Below are 18342 nucleotides of genomic sequence, written 5' to 3'. Positions count from 1 at the left end.
TTATGCCTCAATCAATCCTGTTCGCCCAGCGCCCTTGGGTGTCCGGATCCCGACCGTCGCTGTGGATCCTCGGGTACGGGTGGCTGCCATGTGCGCACGGAGGCGACCACCGCCCTCGCGTACCGGGCGGGACGAACGCGGCGGCCGCCCCCCTCGTGCTCTTCGCCCGGGTGCTACGAGGCCGGGGGGCCGGGCCGCTGCCCGGTCCGTACCGCCGGCCCGGGTGCCGGCAGGACGGTGGCGCCCGCCCGGCGGTCCGGGACGTCCCCGCCGGAGGCCAGCAGCACCGGCCGCTTCGTGCTGTCGCGCGACGGCAGGAACGCGGCCAGCACCAGGCCGGCGAGCACCGCAGCGGTGGCGATCAGGAACGCGATGCGGAACCCCTGCATGGAGGGCACCTCCACCGCGCCGTGGCGCACCGAGGTGTGGGCGAGCACCATGCCGATCACCGCGCTCGACACCGACGTGCCGATCGAACGCATCAGCGTGTTCAGTCCGTTGGCCGCACCCGTCTCCGACGGGTCGACGGCGCCCATGATGAGCGTGGGAAGCGAGGAGTAGGCCAGTCCTATGCCCGCGCCCACCACCACGGAGACGACGACCGTCTGCCACGCCGCGCTCATCATCCAGATTCCGGCGCCGTAACCGGCGGCGATGACCAGGAGGCCCAGCATCAGCGAGACCTTCGGGCCCCGCCGGGCGGAGATCCTCGCGTACAGGGGGGCCACGAACATCATGGTGACTCCCAGCGGGGCGACGCACAGGCCGGCCACGACCATCGACATCCCCAGACCGTGGCCCGTCGAGCGAGGCAGCTGCAGCAACTGGGGGAGTACCAAGGTGATGGCGTAGAACGCGACCCCCACCATGATCGAGGCGAGGTTGGTGAGCAGCACCTCACGCCTGGCCGTGGTCCGCAGGTCGACCAGCGGCGCGGGGCTGCGCAGCTCCCACACGCCCCACAGACCCAGCACGAGCACCGCCCCGCCGAACAGGCCGAGCGTCGTGGCGGACGCCCACCCCCAGTCGCCGCCCTTGGTGACGGGCAGCAGAAGGAGGACCAGACCGGCGGTCAGCCCCAGCGCCCCGAGCCGGTCGAAACGCCCCGGCGCGCGCAGCGGCGACTCCGGTACGACGAGCACGGTCAGCAGCATGGACAGCGCGCCCATGCCGGCCGCGGTGAAGAACAGGGCGTGCCAGTCGGCGTGCTGGGCGATCAGCGCCGCCGCGGGGAGCGCGAGGCCGCCGCCGACGCCGATCGAGGAGCTCATCAGGCCCATCGCGGAACCGAGCCGCCGCGGGGGCAGCAGGTCGCGCATGATGCCGATGCCGAGCGGTATCGCGCCCATGCCGAACCCCTGGAGCGCCCGCCCGACGATCATGACCACCAGGTCGTCGGTGAAGCCGCAGAGCAGCGAGCCGGCCACCATCACCGCCAGGCTCGCCAGCAGCATCCTGCGCTTGCCGTACAGATCGCCGAGGCGGCCCATGATCGGCGTCGCCACCGCGCCCGCCAGCAGCGTGGCCGTCAGCACCCAGGTCGCGTCGGCGGCCGAGGTGGTGAGCAGCGCCGGCAGGTCCTTGATCACCGGGACCAGCAGGGTCTGCATCACCGCGACCGCGATGCCCGCGAACGCCAGGACCGGCACGATCCCCCTGGTTCTCGGCTCCGGGTCGTCCAGGGAATCACCCAGGGGCTGGTCGGCTGTCGACTGCGGCATACCTGCGGCCTCCGGGCGGCGGTCGTGGCGGAGCGCCGGGGTCCGTCCCGGCGCTCCGTTCGCTGACGACGGCGGGACAGGGTGCCCGCCGCCAAGTGTGTGCACAGTGAACCTTCTCACCGGTCCCCGGTATTCCGTGCCTGAGGCTCCGATGTTCCGGCCGGCGGCACCGGGGTACCCGGCGTCGCGCACGGCCCCGTACGCCGGAAGGGGCATCCGGCCCAGGTCCGGTCGCACCCGCCGGGCCCCGGGGTCACGCTGGAGAAGGACCCGGCCGGGTCCGGGCGCCATGACGGCGGCGCGCCGGAGGCAGAGCGAAGGGCGTCCGGACCGCCCGCCGCCTAGGCCGTCCCCGCCGCCGCGCGGACCGTCGGGTGCGCCGGCAGGGGGCGACGAGTGCCCGGCGGCGCGCCGGGAAGCAGGAGCAGCACGCACGGGGGACACGTCCCGACAGACAGGAACCACGGTGAACAGTGCACAGGAATCCGCGACATCCGTCGTGGTGACGCTCACTGGCTGCTCGCGGGAGGACGCCGACGCGGTCTTCCGGGCCCTGAGCAGGTCCTTCGAGTCGGACCGCGCGGCCGACGACACGCCCCAGTACGTCTCGGAGGGCCACGCGACCGTGTGGACCACGACCTTCGACGTGGCCAGCACACGCAATCCCGCCGAGCCGGTCCGGCTCGCCGCACCCGTCACGGCCGAGCTCCAGGGCGGCTACTGGGCAGTGGACCAGATGCAGGTGACGCTCGCCGCCGCCTTCGACCTGGTGGAGCAGGGCATGGCGGCCGGCGACCAGGAGAAGGACGTCCAGCTGCTCCTCAACAGCGGCGTCCACCAGGAAGAGATCTGACAGCGGCGTCCCGCCGCACGAGACCTTGAGGAGGAGGCCTTCATGCCCATCGCCACGGTCAACCCCGCGACCGGCGAGACACTCGAGACGTTCGACGCGCTGGGCCCCGAGGAGATCGAGCGCAGGCTCGACCTCGCCCGCGCCGCCTTCGGCCGGTACCGCACCCGGTCCTTCGGCGAGCGTGCCGCCCTGCTCAACCGGGCCGCGGACCTGCTGGAGGGGGAACAGCACGACATCGCCCGGGTGATGACCACGGAGATGGGCAAGCCGATCGGGGCCGCCCGCGCGGAGGCGGCCAAGTGCGCCAAGGCCATGCGGTGGTACGCGGCCCGCGCGGAGGAACTGCTGGCCGACGAGCACCCGGCGGCCGGTGACGTCGAGGACTCCGGAGCCGTCAGGGCCACGGTCCGGTACCGGCCGCTCGGCGTCGTCCTCGCGGTCATGCCGTGGAACTTCCCGCTCTGGCAGGTCGTCCGCTTCGCCGCCCCCGCCCTGATGGCGGGCAACGTCGGACTGCTCAAGCACGCGTCCAACGTGCCCCGGACCGCGCTGTACCTGGAGGACCTCTTCACCCGCGCCGGATTCCCGGAAGGATGCTTCCAGACGCTGCTCGTCGGCTCCGACGCGATCGAGTCCGTCCTGCGGGACAGCCGCGTGGCGGCGGCGACGCTGACCGGCAGCGAGGGCGCCGGCCGGGCCGTCGCCTCCGTCGCCGGCGACGAGGTCAAGAAGACCGTGCTGGAACTCGGCGGCAGCGACGCGTACATCGTCATGCCGTCGGCCGACCTCGGCCGCGCCGTCGGCACCGCCGTCACGGCCCGCGTCCAGAACAACGGCCAGTCCTGCATCGCCGCCAAGCGCTTCATCGTGCACGCGGACGTGTACGACGAGTTCTGCGACCGGTTCACGGCCGCCATGAAGGACCTCACCGTCGGCGACCCCATGGACGAGTCCACCGACGTCGGGCCGCTGGCGAGCGAGCGGGGCCGCGCCGATCTGGAGGAACTCGTCGACGACGCCGTGAGCCACGGAGCCACGGCACGCTGCGGAGGCCGCCGTCCGTCCCACCTCGACCGCGGCTGGTACTACGAGCCCACCGTCCTGACCGAGGTGTCCGACCGGATGCGCATCCACCGGGAGGAGGCGTTCGGACCGGTGGCCTCCGTCTACCGGGTGGCCGACGCGAAGGAGGCGCTGGCCGTCGCCAACGACAGCCCCTTCGGCCTCAGTTCCAACGCCTGGACGCGCGACGAGTCGGAGGTGGAGCTCTTCTCCCGGGACCTCGAGGCGGGCGGCGTGTTCTTCAACGGCATGACCGCCTCCCACCCGGCGCTGCCGTTCGGCGGCGTCAAACGGTCCGGCTACGGACGCGAGCTGTCCGGGCACGGCATCCGGGAGTTCTGCAACGTCACGACCCTGTGGCACGGCGAGGAGACGGAGAAGTAGACCATGGTGCAGTTCGGGTACACGATGATGACCGAGCAGGCCGGACCGCGTGAACTGGTCGGCCATGTGGTCGGCGCGGAGGAGGCCGGATTCGACTTCTCCGTCATCTCCGACCACTACTTTCCCTGGCTGGCCTCGCAGGGCCACGCCCCGTACGCCTGGAGCGTCCTGGGAGCCGCGGCCCAGGCCACCTCGCGGATGCCGCTGATGACGTACGTGACGTGCCCGACCACCCGCTACCACCCGGCCGTCGTGGCGCAGAAGGCCGCGACGGTGCAACTGCTGTCCGAAGGACGCTTCCGCCTCGGACTGGGCTCCGGCGAGAACCTCAACGAGCATGTCGTGGGCGGCGACTGGCCCGCCGCGCACGTACGCCTGGACATGCTGGAGGAGGCGGCCGGGATCATCCGCCGACTCCTCGACGGCGAGCATGTCACCCACCACGGCGCCCATTTCGACGTCGTCGACGCCAAGCTGTGGGACGTACCCGCCGAGCGTGTGCCGATCGGTGTCGCCGTCTCCGGCGACAAGTCCTGCGCCGTGGCCGGCCGGACCGCCGACCTGGTCATCGCCACCGAGCCGAAGAAGGAGCTCCTCGACGCCTTCGACCGCCACGGCGGCACGGGCAGGCCCCGCGTCGGCCAGCTGCCCGTCTGCTACGACACCGACCGGGACGCCGCGGTGAAACGGGCGCACGACCAGTTCCGCTGGGCCGTCGGCGGCTGGCGGGTCAACGCGGAACTCCCCGGCCCCAAGTCCTTCGAGCAGGCCACCGAACTGGTCACGGAGGACGACGTCGCACAGACCGTCCCGTGCGGCGACGACGTCGGCACCTTCGTCGACGCGGTCCGCGCGTACGTCGACGCGGGCTTCACCGAGGTCGCCCTCGTCCAGGTCGGCGGCGACCAGCAGGAGCCGTTCCTCGAATGGGCGCGGAGCACACTGCTGCCCGCGCTGCGCGAACTGTGAGGGTGACGCCGTATGAACGATTCCGCACACACCGGATCCCACACCCCCTCCGACGAGGAAGTGGCGATGCGACTCGTACCCGTCTGGCTGGCGGAGGCCACCCGTAACGACGCCGGCGCCGCGGAGCGGGCCGTGGGTGAATGGGAGCGGCGCGCCCTGTCCGCGGAGTCCGCGCGCGAACTGGCCGACTGGGTCACCGCCCGGGTCACCGACACGGCCTTCAACACGGACAAGGGCCCCGCTCCGGACGCCCCCGCACGGGTCAGCGTCTCCGACAAGGCGGCCGTCCACCGGTGGCTCGCCGCCCACGGGCACCACGTGTGACCCGGGTGCTCGCAGATTTCCGAACGGCGGACGGCCCCGTGCCTCGAGGCACGGGGCCGTCCACGTGCCCGCGCGGACGCGCCGGTCAGACGTTGGGGACCTTGAGCTTGTCCCAGCTCGTCCTGCCCGGAATGCCGTCCGCGTCGCTGCCCGAATAGCCGAGCTTGCGCTGCCATGCCGCGTACGACTTGCGGTCCGCCTCCGACCAATCGGGGCCCGGGCCCACCTCGTAGCGGCCGCAGCCCTCCGCGACCAGACGTCTGCCCATCGCCGTGATGATGGCGCTGCGTCTGCCCACCTGGAAGAACGCCGCCCCGGGGAACGGCTCGTAGGTCGGCGCGGGCGGCGTCGTCGGCCCCGACGGTTTGCCGCCGAGCCGTTCCTTGATGCGGCTGCGCATCGCGTCCATGGTGAAGCCGCGCGGGTCGACCTTTCCCGGCTGCCACTCCTTGTGCCCGATGACCGAGCGCTGCGACCAGCCGTGGGCACGGCAGATCGCGGCCGCGGCCTTCTCGATCGCCTCCAGCTGCGCCGCCGGCCACGGGTCCTTGCCGTCACCGAGGTTGACGCATTCGAAGCCGTAGAAGTAGCGGTTGCCGTCGGTGTTGGCCTCGTTGTCGGCGGGCAGCGTCGCCGACTCGTTGATCACGGCGCGCAGCACGTCGTCGTCGCCGAGGCCGGCGTGGTTGGCCCGGCCGTTGCCGACCAGATACACCGTCCCGTCCTTGGCGATCACACCGTGGCACAGCGGGCCCGGCAGACTGGAGTGGCCGTTGTAGCAGAGCTCGACGGAACTCGAGGTGCCGGAGGTCACGGTGTGATGGATCATCACACCGTTCACCGGTCCCCAGGGACCCTTGTGGTTGCGGTTGTGCGTGCGCCAGCTTCGGTGCTCGACGACACGCAGTCCTTCGTTGCGTAAGGCTCTGAGCAGTTTGTCGGCGGACAGCGGGGTTGCCATCGTGGTGCTCCTTCCCGGCGGACCGTCAGTTCTCGGACCGTCCCTGATCGTTTTGCCCGTTGGCGGGTCCCGTCGAACCGCCCGACGCGGCACGCTCCGCGGCGACGGCCTCCTGCTCGGCGCTCTCCTCCGCGGCGAGCGCCTCCGCGTCGGCGGCGGGCAGCGGAGCGGCCAACGGCCCGAAGGCCAGCCGGAGATCGGCCACCGAGCCCTCGCCGAGGACCCAGGCGAGCGGGGCGCGGTGCACCCGCACCCCGTGCGGGGAGCGCAGCAGCGGACGCCGGGCGGCGTCCACCGGCCACTCGACCGAGCCCGTCGCCGTGCGCGCCGGCACCGTCCAGAAGTCACCGGAGCGGTAGGTCCTGCCCGCTTCGAAGTACACGAACACCCCGTCCTCCAGGGGCAGCCAGACTCCCTCCTCGATGCGCAGCGCGCCGCCGCGGGACTTCGACGCGGCCGTCCTCGAGCGGCCGGAGCCCGCCGGGCGGGAACCGGGACGGTGGTCCCAGCGCCGCAGATACGGGGCGAGTTCGGGACGCCTGCCCACCGACGGGTCCGGTTCGCCGGACAGCCGCACCCGGCGGCCCGGCAGGTCGAGCTCCTCGACCCGCAGCAGCGGCAGCGGTTCCCGGCGGCTCGTGTAGGCGGTGTCGACGAACTCGACCCAGTCGCCCACGTTCAGGCCGAGCTTGTCGTCGCTGCCGAGCGAGCCGAGCTCCACCCATGTGCCGTCGAGTTCGTCGACCGGGAGGGTCACCGACCCGTTCTCCCTGGACCACTTGAACGTCGCCTCACCGGCCGGGCCGCCCCCATGGACCTCCACCCGGTAGAGCTGGTTCTCCGGTCCCCGGTAGCGGGCGTCCGGACGCACCAGGCACGGGTCCTCGTCCGCCCGGTCCGGGCGTTCGCTGCGCGCCGCCATCCGCGCCGTCGGCGCCTGTGCCGCCTCCCACTTGGCGAAGGCCTCGCGGACCTGGTCCTTGGTGGCCCCGTCCTCGAGCTCCAGCTCCGAGCCCGGCACCGGGACGACCTGCCACACCACCTTCCGGCGGGCCGCGGTGTCCGGCATCGCCGTCCCGAGCGCGACCTCGCGCAGCAGCGGGTCCTCCGCCGCCGTGACCGTCCGCTCCCACACCTGGAGGCAGGCCAGGTACGGGAACCGGGTCGGCAGCCGGTCGCCGGGGCGCTCCGGGTCGCGGTGGCCGTCCGGCTGGTCCCAGTAGGTCCAGGTGGCCGGCGGGGCGGGCGGCTCCGTCGCAGCGTCGCCGGTCTCGTCCTCGTCCGGCACGGGTACGCCGGGAGCGGGCCGGGTGGCATCGACGAGGATGCCGTCGACGTAGTAGCGGCCCCCGCCGATGGACAGGTCGTCGAGCTCCCGGCTGCCGCCGAGGAAACGCACCTCGAAACCGGTCGCGCCCTGCGGCCCGCCGTGTGTGCCGATCAGGTCGGACAGAGCGGTCCGGGCCTGGTGGAGCTGGATCGCCGCCTGCTCGTTGGCGTCGGCGTCCAGCTGTACGCGGCCCTGCTGCGCGATCACCGCCGAGTAGTGCCGCTCCGGCCGGAAGGTGTCGCGCGAGATGTCAGCGTGCATGGGTTCGGTGTCCCCCTCGGGTAGTTCGGAAGAAGTCGTCTCAGGTGACGGGGATGATCCCGGCGTCCGTCCCGGCCGGGGTGTACTCGGCGAGCCGGGCCCGCAGGCTGTCCTCGCGCTGCGGTTCGTACAGATCGTGGAAGACGCCCATCTCGGAGCCGTCGTCGGCGCCCCGGCGGATCTCGGGCGGGCACGCGTCGGACAGCCGGCCGTAGGCGGGTGTGCCGTACCGCTCACTCGTGAACAGCGGCCGCAGCGGCTCGCCGCCCGCAAGGTCGGGTTGGCAGCGGTGCCGGCGTGGAGTGCGGGAGCCCGGCGGCACGTACGAGTACCGCAGGCAGCCGACACCGCGCCGGGCCACCCGCATCTGCCCGGTGAAGACGCTGTTCTCGCCGATCTCGACCGCGTGCGTGTGCACCTCCCCGATCACCGTCGTGCGATGGGCGTGCAGCACGGCGTGCGCCAGGCGGCAGTCCGGCGCGGACAGCGCCTCGCGGTCGTGGCCGGTGGCGTCGAGGACGCTGTCCCGGATGTGGATGGGCAGCGGATCGTGGTTCACCTCGTCGCCGATCACCTCGATGGTGCCGAGGATGCTCCGCTCGATCTGCACACAGGCGGTGGTCCGCTCCAGGACCAGGCTCGGCTCCTCGGGCGAGTGCGGATCGCACTCCGGCTGCAGCGACCAGCCGGGCACCAGCGTGCAGTGCCGCAGCACCACAGTGCCGACCGGGCCGCTCACGTTCAGCCCGCGCCCGGTGATCAGCAGCCCGTCGAGGACGATCCGCGGCGCGTCCCGTCCCGGCGGGCAGTCGTCCTGGGCGCGGATGTTGAGCGCGTCGGGACGGTTGCTGTACCAGTCGAGCAGCCGGATCACCGGACGGCAGCCCTCGGCGGCCCGCAGCTCCAGCCTGTCGCCGCGCTCCAGGTCGAAGTCCAGCTGCTCCTGGTAGGCGCCGCTGTGGGTGATCTCGATGACGCCCTCGGGGCCGCAACGGCCGGCCCGCCGGTCGCCGCGCCACTCCTCGTACGCGTCCATGATCTTCTGGAAACGCTGCCCGGGGCCCACCCGGTAGAACTCCGCCGCCGGCGAGGTGTCGCGCTCGCGCGGGTACTCGCCGCCGCCGGTGTCGTCCCCGAACGCGTAGTGGTAGGTGACCCACACGCCCTGCCGCGGCGCCGAACGCGACCCGAAGGCGATCCGCCCGAGCTCCGGGTCGACCGCCACCTGGCCACGCCGCGGCCGGTACCGCCACTGCGAGAGGTCCGCCACGACGATGTCCGACATCGGAACCGGCTCGTCCTGGCCGTCCCGCCAGATCGTGAAGCTCTTGCCCGGACCGTAGTGGTCCGCGAGCCGGTCGGCGAGCTGCCGGCGCCGGATGTACGCGGGCACGTTGTCGACCGTCGCGATGTGCGTCGCGGACGGCTCGGGCACCGGCTTCGTCACCAGCGGGCTGTCGTTGCCGAGGATCGAGAACGTGTACAGACTGCGCGCCCGGTCGATGCAGTACGCCGGCGCCCGCGTCACGTGATACGGCTTCAGCCGCCACACGAACAGCCCCACACCGGCCGGGGACAGACCGCCCTGCCGCCGTTCCGAGGCCGCCCTGCGCACATCCACGGACCGGGCCGTGGACGTGAACGGGGTACCGGCCAGGTCGAGTTGCGCTCCCTCGCGCACGTCGGCCAGCCGGCCGCGCTCCAGCCGGCCGCGCTCCAGCCGGCGGGAATCGGCCGCGGACGACCCCGACCCGTACAGCCGCACCGGCTGGTGGTGCGAGACCAGCCGGGAGAACTCGACGGCCCTGGCGGGCCATCCCGCGATCCCCTGCGCCATCTCCTCCAGCAGGTGCAGCGTGCCCTTGCGGCGCCGGTGGGCGACGGTGGCGGCCACGTCACGGCGCGGGGCGAGCGCCTCGGCGAGCCGCCGACGCGACTCCTCCTCCCCGCCGGCGCCGCCCAGGCCGCCGGTCGGAACCCGCTCGTACCCGGGCAGCGGCGCATAGCCCACCAGGTCGCCGAGATACGGCAGCACCCAGGGCGCCGCCGTCTCCACGAACAGGTCCTCGTACCCCTGCTCGACGCCGTCCCGCACCAGATCGACCTGCTCGGCGATGACGGCGAGCAGCGCACGCAGCGGCTCCCCGCGCTCGGCGTCGCGCAGCCGGTGCCACTGCGGCAGCAGCTCCGCGAGACCGTCCGGTTCCCTGCTCATGCGGTGACCTCCGTCAGAATCAGCGTGTCGGGCACCTGCGGTGTGAGCAGGGCGAGTTGAGCCGGCCGGACACCGCGGAAGACGAACACCCGCCGCCCCTTCTCCAGCCGCCGGGTGTCGGTGATGTCCGGGTTCAGACGCAGCAGTTCGGCGAGCGGGATGCCGTGGCGGCCCGCGACCGAGGTCAGGGTCTCGCCGCCGTCGGCGGTGACGCGGTGCACGACCTCGTCGTACTCGGCGTGCCGGGCCGGGACCGTGGCCGCCGGCCCGCCGAGGCGCTGCGCCAGGCCGGCCAGTCCTTCCGGAGTGGCGGAGGCCGGGACGCCGCCGAACACGTCGACGTCGACGTGTTCCACGCCCGGCACCCGGTGGGCCGTCGCCATCACCTGCGACAGCCGCGCCGGCCGGCCGAGTTCCCGGCTCTCCGGGCCGAACGTGCGCAGCAGGGCCTGCCGGAGCCTCGGCTCCACGACCGTCCAGGTGTGGTCGGGCGCGACCTTCACCTTCGCCGCGAGGAGCAGCAGCACCAGCTCGCGGACGTCGACCCGCACCGGCAGCCGTCCGTCGCCGTACCGGGCCAGCGAGGACCGCAGGGCCCGAAGGACGTCGGAGTCACCGGCGACCGGGATGTCGTCGACGCCGGCCACCGTCACGTGCAGCACCTGGCGCCGGCCGTCGAAGACCTCCCGGGCGACGGCCCGGCCGATGCCGGCCCGCGAGCGGGCGAAGTCCTCGTAGTCCTTCACCGACACCAGCCGGTCGAGCGCCGACACGGCCAGCGGGACCGTGCGCCGGGTCAGGCCCGGCCCGTCGGCGTCCGCACCGCCCGTCGCGGCCTGCGGGTTGGTCACTCCGGTGACGCCGAGCGGGCGGGTGACCGCCTGGGTGATGCGGTTCGCCCGCACGTTCGCCGCCCGGCCGGTGCCGAAGCGGTAGCGGGCCCGCACGTTCTCGCTCCCGGTCGGCAGCCGGGCGCCGTGCACCCCGTCGCCGAAGGTCACCGTGGTACGGCCGTCGGCCGTGGTGCCCGTGACGTACACACGGTCGCGCGGTCCGCGCCCGGCGAGGCTGTCCACCTCGTGCCACAGCAGCCCGTCGACGCGGATCTCCAGCTCCGGTGTCGCGCCCAGGGGATTGCCGGCGGGCAGCCAGGTCAACGGGGACTGCCACAGGGCGAACGTCTGGTTCGGCCGGTCCGTGTTCCCGCTGCCGATCGGCTCGTCGCGGCTCTCGCCGTGCGTCGCCGCCACCACGTTGCCCAGCACGCGCACCGTGTCACGGCGGTAGCGGTACGCCAGCTTCGAGGTGAGCCGCAACCGGGTGTGCACATGGTCGCCCGGCAGCCGCGGATCGATCACCTGCTCCACCCCCGCGACCACCACCAGCTCCGTGCCCGCGACTCCCGAAGCGCCCGGGGAGCCGGGCAGCACGTCCGTCCGCTCCCCGGAGACGATCAGATGCCGTCCGGGCCGCAACCCGTCGTACAGCTCGGCGAGTTCGATCTCGTCGCCGTGCACGTCCTCGCCGAGGGGCTCGTCGGCGGGGCGCAGCGGCTGCCCGTCGGCGTGCACCGTGGTGTCGCGGATGTTGGACAGCAGCACATCGTGCTCGTCCAGCCACGGATCGGCGAGTGTCAGCTCCGTACCGCGGCCCGTGATGCCGTAGTTGGTGTACACCGCCGTGCGGACCGCGGTGACCCGTGTCGTGACGAACCTCAGCTTCTCGTCGCCCGGGATCCCGTCCGGGCCTTCCGCGCCCTTGCGGGGACGCTCGATCGCGACCCAGCTGCCGACCGTGATCGAGTCCCGGACCGAGTCGAGGGGCAGGACATGGCGGTTCGCGGGCTCCGGCACCGTCGCGATGCCGATGACGACGTTCGCGGGCTCGCTGCCGACCGTGTAGGACACCGTCAGCTCGAAGTCACCGTGGCGGATCTGGTGGTGCTCACCGGGGGCCAGGTGCCAGGCCTTCGTGTCACCGTTGTTCACCGCCACATGGACCCGCCCGTCCTCACCCGGACGCGACACGAACAGCGTCCGGTCCGGCAGACCGTCGTGCAGCTGCGCGGTGACCCCGGGCTCCTGCGAGTCCGCGGGCCTTCGGCTCAGCCAGCTCAGATCATGGTCCTGAGCCGCCCGCGTACGCAGTGTGATCCGGCCGGGACCGAGGTCGAACGACTTCTCCGACGGCAGGTTCTCCGACACCTGCACCGACGAACCTGTCTCGGTGTGCTGGAACTCGGCGCGCACCGGCACCCGTCCCGCGGGGTCGTACACCACCCGCATGGTGGTGAGCGCCGCACCCGTCAGCGGCCAGTCCGCCTGCCGGATCACCCGGCCGCGCTCGTCCTGCACCGGCCGCAGCGGAGCGGTCGCACCGAACGGCGCCCCCGTGAAACGCATCGCCTGGAGCTCGCGCAGCAGCGCGGGCTCCGTCGGGGACGTCTGCCGCCATGCCGCGTACATTCCGTCCGCCACCCGCGGATCGAGCGCCCCGAGCAGCTGCGCGCCCAGCTCCGAGCCGGCGACCGGCAGCCGGCCCGCCGCCCGACGGATGCCGGCACCGGGCCGTACATCGCGGGTGCGCAGGGCCGGCAGCACCGCGCCCAGCGCCCGGAGCGCCGACGCTCCCTCCGACGGGCGCGTCCCGTCGGGCGGGGCCGGACGGGACGGCTCCAGGGCGGCCGCCCGCTCCCGCAGCTCGCCGACCATCGCCTCCAACTGCTCGAACCAGGCCGCCACGTCCTCGTGGGCGGCGGCCACCACCTGAGCCTCCGCCAGCCGGTCGTGCGGCTCCGCGAGACGCGCGGCGAACGCGGCGGGCGTGCCGATCGCGTCCAGATCGGCCCGCAGAGGCGCCAGGACCTGGGCGTCGAACTCCGCGATGTACCTGCTGACAGGACGTGGATTGGGGTTGGCCGGCGTCGGTTCCCCGTCCTCGACCTCCCGCTCGTCCTCCGTGATCCATTCGCGCAGCTCGTCGACCAGCTCGGCCAGCATCGGCGGCGCCGACTGCGGCAGCCCGATCGCCGTCACGTCGTCCTCGCGGTCGGTGCGGATCCGGGCCACCGGCAGCAGCAGCCGCCGTCCCTCCGGCCCGCCCTCCTCGCCCGCGAAGACGAACAGCAGCCGGTCGCCCGCCGTCAGCACGGTGGACGTTCCCGACACGAAGATCTCCGAACGCCGTGTCAGGTCCTCCGGCGTCAGCAGCGACGGCCGCCGCCTGCGCACCGACAGCGTGTTCCACGACGCCCGCGCCGTCAGGTCCTCGCTCGTCTCGAAGACCTGCGAGTCCTCGCCGGACGTCGTCGGCACGCTGTTGCTGCGGGCGCCCCGCGGAATCACCACGGAGACGTCCGGGTCCCGCGGATCGCGGTCGAGGGAGTACGCGAGGTGGGTGTCGGCGGCGATCCCCGGCCGCGGCCGGTGCCCCACCAGCCGGCCCAGCAGAACCAGCGAACGGTGTTCGTCGGCGGTCCGCAGATACGCCTCGTCGGCGATCCGCTCCGAGTGGAAGGTGAGCAGATCACCGACCACCGCCCACGAGTCGAGCAGGCCGATGGCAGGATCGTCGGGCGTACGGGCGGTCAGGCCGCGCAGCGCCGGATAGGCGGGCGAGGCCAGCCGGTCCAGCATGGCCGCCAGGAACGAGCCGTACTCGCCCACCCGGTAGTCCAGGGCGCTGCGGCCCGGAGGGTTGTACAGCGCCCTCGGCGCGTGACGCTCGTCGTGGCCGCCGCAGCCGCAGCCGCACGCGCCGGTCATCGCGCACCTCCGCCGAGCTCGATGGACAGCCGCCCGTTCTCGGGCCGGTCGGGGTCGTTGTCGCAACGCGCGATCTCCAGCGGGCCGAGCCGCAGCACGCCTGCCTCCAGTGCCGTGTGGTCGATGTGGTCCGGATACGAAGCGGTCGGTTCGAAGAGCCTCTGGAGCCGGGTCACCCGCACGCTCTCCACTCCCTGTACGGCGGCCGCCGCGGCCACCAGGCGGCTCAGCCGCACCGGTTCGCCGAACGTCAGCGCGTCCGGGTGGAAGAAGCCGAGCCGCCCGCCGGGAAGGCGCCGGCTTCCCAGCAGCCGGTACAGCTCGGCCAGGATCCGACCGTGCTGATGACCGGGCGCCGCGCACACCTCGATCGCGACGTCCAGCGGCACACTGCGCGCCGGACCCACCACCAGGTCGTGCCCGATACGCCGGCAGCCCTCCAGGGCGTGCGCCACCGCGTCCAGCAGCTGCGGGCCGGCGTCCCCGGCCGCCGCCGCGTCGACGGCCACATGCGCCTCCTGCACACTGCCGGTCCAGCGGATCTCCGCCGCCGCCCGCTGCACACCGGGCACGGCCGAGGCCAGCGCGGCATAGTCCTCGGCGGTGACCGCACGCAGCCGGGAACGCTTGAGACCGAGCGGCGCCAGCTGCCGCACCTGCTCCAGCGGCTCCGGCTCCGTGCCGCCCACCGCCGGCAGCGGGTTGCGCACACCGGCGACAGGCATCGCCCCGCCCGCGTCCGACGCGTCCGGATCACGGCACAGCACCAGATGGTTCACGGCCTCCGCGCCGACATTGCCGGCCGTACCGCCGCCGAGCCGGTAGTGCAGCTTCAGACGGGCTCCCGGCCGCGGCCGCGCCCCGTGCCGGCCGTCGCCGAACCGCAGCGCGATCCGGCCGTCGTCCTCCAGCTCGCCGACGAAGTGCCGCTCCCGCGGCCCACTGCCCAGCAGGTCCCGCCGCGGCGACCACACATCGTCCCCCTCGACGACCCTGACCGCCGGCAGGGCCTCCCGCGGATCCTGCCGCAGCGCGGCGGCCGGGCCCCGCAGCTCCGGCTCGTCCGGATGGAGACCCGCCGCGTACGCCGGGCCCCAGGTGTGCGCGACCTCCCAGGCGATGCCGCCGTCCAGCACCGCGCCCGCACGGGCCCGCGCCGTCAGCACCTCCAGCCGGCGCAGCTTCCCGGCCAGCAACCGCTCACTGCGGTGCAGCAACTCCCGCAGCGCCGCCACCGGATGACGCCGCAGCTCGAAACGCTCCAGCACCTTCAGCCCGAACAGCACCGTCAGCTCGCCGATCTCCGCCTCCGTGAGACCGTCGCAGTCACGGGCGCTGCGCCACAGTTCCACCAGCCGGTCCCGCACCCGCCCCGGGACGGCGGCGAGCCGGTCCGCCTGACCGGCGGACACATGCGCGGACAACGGGAACGGCACGGCCTGCACGACGGGGGAGCGGTGCAGCACCGGACGGAACCGTCGCCGGATGCCCGGATACACCAGCTGCGCCAGCAGCGTCTCGAGTGCCTCCGCCTGCTCGTACGCCGTACCCGGCACCACCTTCTCCCGCCGGCGGCCCGCGAGTTCGAGACCGAGTCCCGCCCGGAGCGTCTCCTCCTCGCCGGCGACCTCGAACAGCTCACGTATCTGACCGGCGGTCAGCAGCCCTCCCCGCCGCGCCCGGTCCAGGCGGGCGCCGATCAGATCAGCGACCGCGTTGCCCGCGTCCTCGTCCCGGCAGCCGAAGCCGGACGGGTCGCACGAACCGAGCACGGCCGGTTCCGCGGGCACCGTCACCGTCTCCGGGGTGCCGCCGCAGAAGGTGAGGGAACGGCCGTGGTCGACCAGCGTCACATTGCCGCGTGCCACGCTCACGTCGGCGACCGGTTCGCAGTTCCTGCCGCCGCGGGTGGACAGGCACACGGGGAATGTGAGCGCGTCCTCCTGCGCCCAGGTCACCTCCAGCACCGGCTGATCGCACAGCGTGTCCACGACAGGGGTCACGGAGGTGAGCCGAACGGCCTGCCGGTGCGCCGGATCGGCGTCGCCGGGCGTTCCCGAACGCGGTCCGCGCACCTCCTCGATCAGCAGCAGGTCGCCCGGCGCCAGCCGCAATGCCCGGCGTGTGCACTCCTCGTCGGCCCAGTCGTCGCGCAGCGTCGCCGACGTCGCCCCCTTGGGCAGCGAGCACACCTCCTCGCCCCAGGTCCAGAACCGGACCGTGTTGTGCGCGGGGCGCAGCACCAGCGGCTCGCCGGCCACGACCGGTTCGAACACCTCGACGGAACCGCGCTCGTCGAGGACCGCCAGCTCCCGGTCGTCGATCACCGTGCCGATCTCCGGCCGGTCCCGCGGGCCGAGCCCACGGACGTCGACGGCCGCGAACCGGAACGTGCCCGGCAGCAGCGTCAGTTCCCGCGCCACCTCCACCGTCACGAACGTGCGCGCGTTGCAGCCGTCGTGCATCGGGTAGTCGATCAGCCGTACGTGCCGGCGCACCGACACCCGCCGCCGGGCGGTGTCCAGGTACGCCTCCGTCGCCACCGCGTCCTGCTGGTAGCTGATCCGGTCGCCGGTGTGCGCCAGCAGCTCCACCAGCGTCATCCCCAGATCCGCCGGGTTGCGCTCCACCCAGTCGGGAGTGGTCAGCGCCAGGCGGTCGAGGATCAGCTGCCGGATCGAGTCGTAGTCGCGGGCGGTGTAGTCGATGACCGGCGCGGCGACCGCCACCGGCGCGTCCCCGACGCCGGGCGGGCAGTCGCCCGGCTCGTCCTTGCAGTCGAACGGGGTGGGACAGTCGACGCGGAACGAGAACCCCGCGGAGAAGTACCGCTGGTCGAAACCGGGGAACGGCTCGGTGCCCGGCCGCCCGTACGGGTCCGTGTCCACCACGGAGAGCCGGTAGCGGCCGGTGTCGCCGGTCCGGTCGAGCGTCACCAGCAGCCGGTCGTCCAGCTCCGGGTCCTCCTCCCGCTCGACCGAGACGTCGACCGCCCGGATCCCCGTGATCCGACGCCCGCCGTCGATGCGGATGTTCTCCGGGCACAGCCCGTGCGGGGCCTTCCCGAGGAACGTCACCGTGAGGGTGAGACCGTCGTCGCCCACCTCCACCGCGTCCACGCCGCCGAGCCGCGCCGCGCGCACCTTGCCCCGCCTGCCGTCGGTGCGGCAGACCAATTCCTCGCTCACGCCGCTCATGCGGGCCCGCTCCCCTCGAACACGTCGTCACGCCGGCTCCCCGTGGAGCGCACCGTGTAGGACAGATGGACCCGCACCACGTTCTCCTCGCTGACCACGTCCAGGGCCTCCACCTCGATCACCTCGCCCAGTACGCGCTGGAGCGACGCCTGCACCGACAGCTCCAGCGCGGAAGCCAGCTCGGGACTGTTCGGCGTGAAGACCAGATCCAGCAGCCCGCAGCCGAAGTCGGGCCGCATCACCCGCTCGCCCGGGCTGGTGAACAGCAACTGCTCGATGAGATCCCGCACATGCTCGTCGTACGCGGCGTGCGCGGTACGACCGCGCCGGTCGCTGCGGAACGGGAACGCGATGTCACCGCGTCGTCGGACCGTCATCCGCACATCACCCCCCGGCGGTCCCCGGAGACGACCGCCGGCCCCTGTGGCACGAGCGCGGCGTCGAAGCACTGCGCCGCCGTGGTGTCCAGGAGCACAGCCACCCCGTCGACCAGCACACCGCGCTCCGGCGGACTGAAACGGACGCTGGTGCACGGGCGCGGAACACCGTTCACGGTGTGCGCGCAGCCGGCCACGGCGAACACGTCGGACGCCGTGCGGACGGGCTGCCCGTCGACGAGCACGTCATTGGCCGCGCCCGCGGCGAACGCCCGGCCGCCGTGCGGACAGTGCAGCACGGAGGCCGCGCTGACGCAGGTTCCTGAGGCCCCGGAGTTCCCCGAGGTCCGTGAGTATCCGGACAAGACTCTTCTCTCCCCGTTGTCGGTCACTGCTTGCCCGGCACGATCAGCCGGCCGTCGTTGACGTTGACCTCTGCGCCGCTGAGCACGATCGAGGCGCCCTGGCCGTTGGCGATCGTCACGCCCTTCTCGTCGACCTGGATGTACGCGCCGCTCTCCGCCTGGAGCCTGATGCCGTGGCCGCCCGGGACGTCGCCCATCACCAGCTTGTGCTTGTCGGACGTCTGGATCACCACGTTCTGGTGCGCCGGACCGCCCGTGAGCGCGTCCGGCGGCAACTCCGCACTGTCCCCGTACCAACAACCCGTCCAGATCGGGTAGCTGGGGTCGCCCTGCTCGAACTCCACCCACACCCCCGCCCCGCTCGCGGGCACGACGTACTGCCCCGAGCCCGGCCCCGTGAACGGCAGACACGGCAGCGCCCAGGTGGAGGTCTCGTTGCCGAGAACGTCCGGCACCTGCACCGTGACGCGGCCGATCTTCAGCGGATCGTCGTTGCTCACCACCCGCCCCCGGAACTTGCCGAGAAACCGGTTGTTCGGTCCTGCAGCCATGCGTGGTT

13 protein-coding genes are annotated in these 18342 nt (G+C 73.0%); 4 read left to right on the top strand and 9 right to left on the bottom strand.

Annotated features, from left to right (window positions below; genetic code table 11):
- Positions 1-173 precede the first annotated feature (173 nt).
- Positions 174-1721, bottom strand: coding sequence for an MFS transporter (locus ACTMTU_RS18790; protein WP_441264627.1), 1548 nt, complete (start codon positions 1719-1721; stop codon positions 174-176).
- A 466-nt stretch (positions 1722-2187) separates the two neighbouring features.
- On the opposite strand from ACTMTU_RS18790, the gene ACTMTU_RS18785 reads away from it, so the two are divergent.
- From ACTMTU_RS18785 to ACTMTU_RS18770, 4 genes are read left to right on the top strand one after another with little or no spacing between them, the layout of a single operon-like run.
- Positions 2188-2574, top strand: a complete 387-nt coding sequence (locus tag ACTMTU_RS18785; RefSeq protein ID WP_441264626.1) for a hypothetical protein — start codon at positions 2188-2190, stop codon at positions 2572-2574.
- Positions 2575-2616: 42 nt separating this feature from the next.
- Positions 2617-4020 carry an NADP-dependent succinic semialdehyde dehydrogenase gene (locus ACTMTU_RS18780; RefSeq protein WP_441264625.1) on the top strand — a complete coding sequence of 468 codons (1404 nt, stop codon included), beginning with the start codon at positions 2617-2619 and terminating at the stop codon, positions 4018-4020.
- Between the two features lie 3 nt (positions 4021-4023).
- Entirely contained in the window at positions 4024-4989 is a 966-nt protein-coding gene (locus ACTMTU_RS18775; protein ID WP_441264624.1) for an LLM class F420-dependent oxidoreductase, read from the top strand.
- 12 nt (positions 4990-5001) lie between these two features.
- The gene (locus ACTMTU_RS18770) at positions 5002-5313 is read left to right on the top strand and encodes a hypothetical protein (protein ID WP_441264623.1); all 312 of its coding nucleotides are present in this window, start codon (positions 5002-5004) and stop codon (positions 5311-5313) included.
- Between the two features lie 85 nt (positions 5314-5398).
- Here ACTMTU_RS18770 and ACTMTU_RS18765 read toward each other — a convergent pair whose 3' ends face one another.
- The 8 genes from ACTMTU_RS18765 to ACTMTU_RS18730 are packed head-to-tail and all read right to left on the bottom strand — an operon-like array spanning position 5399 to position 18334.
- Positions 5399-6274 carry a peptidoglycan-binding protein gene (locus tag ACTMTU_RS18765; protein ID WP_441264622.1) on the bottom strand — a complete coding sequence of 292 codons (876 nt, stop codon included), beginning with the start codon at positions 6272-6274 and terminating at the stop codon, positions 5399-5401.
- Positions 6275-6299: 25 nt separating this feature from the next.
- Positions 6300-7865 (bottom strand): DUF6519 domain-containing protein, encoded by a 1566-nt coding sequence (locus ACTMTU_RS18760; protein WP_441264621.1) that lies wholly within the window; start codon positions 7863-7865, stop codon positions 6300-6302.
- Positions 7866-7905: 40 nt separating this feature from the next.
- The gene (locus tag ACTMTU_RS18755; RefSeq protein ID WP_441264620.1) at positions 7906-10080 is read right to left on the bottom strand and encodes a hypothetical protein; all 2175 of its coding nucleotides are present in this window, start codon (positions 10078-10080) and stop codon (positions 7906-7908) included.
- The gene (locus ACTMTU_RS18750) at positions 10077-13844 is read right to left on the bottom strand and encodes a putative baseplate assembly protein (protein WP_441264619.1); all 3768 of its coding nucleotides are present in this window, start codon (positions 13842-13844) and stop codon (positions 10077-10079) included. Before ACTMTU_RS18750 ends, ACTMTU_RS18755 begins: the two co-directional genes overlap by 4 nt.
- Positions 13841-17041: a putative baseplate assembly protein gene (locus ACTMTU_RS18745; protein ID WP_441264618.1), complete on the bottom strand. Its 3201-nt coding sequence runs from the start codon at positions 17039-17041 to the stop codon at positions 13841-13843. Before ACTMTU_RS18745 ends, ACTMTU_RS18750 begins: the two co-directional genes overlap by 4 nt.
- Complete coding sequence (locus tag ACTMTU_RS18740; RefSeq protein WP_307704818.1) at positions 17038-17418, bottom strand: GPW/gp25 family protein; 381 nt, start codon at positions 17416-17418, stop codon at positions 17038-17040. Before ACTMTU_RS18740 ends, ACTMTU_RS18745 begins: the two co-directional genes overlap by 4 nt.
- Positions 17415-17783, bottom strand: coding sequence for a hypothetical protein (locus ACTMTU_RS18735; protein WP_441264617.1), 369 nt, complete (start codon positions 17781-17783; stop codon positions 17415-17417). The genes ACTMTU_RS18740 and ACTMTU_RS18735 overlap by 4 nt, the downstream gene beginning before the upstream one ends.
- A 23-nt stretch (positions 17784-17806) precedes the next feature.
- Positions 17807-18334 carry a phage baseplate assembly protein V gene (locus ACTMTU_RS18730; RefSeq protein WP_189474513.1) on the bottom strand — a complete coding sequence of 176 codons (528 nt, stop codon included), beginning with the start codon at positions 18332-18334 and terminating at the stop codon, positions 17807-17809.
- Between the last annotated feature and the right edge of the window lie 8 nt (positions 18335-18342).

The sequence above is a fragment of the Streptomyces sp. OZ13 genome, from assembly GCF_052068155.1.
Taxonomy (GTDB): Bacteria; Actinomycetota; Actinomycetes; order Streptomycetales; family Streptomycetaceae; genus Streptomyces.
The sequence above is the reverse complement of the archived record's forward strand: the minus strand, read 5'-3'. Positions and strand labels throughout refer to the sequence as shown.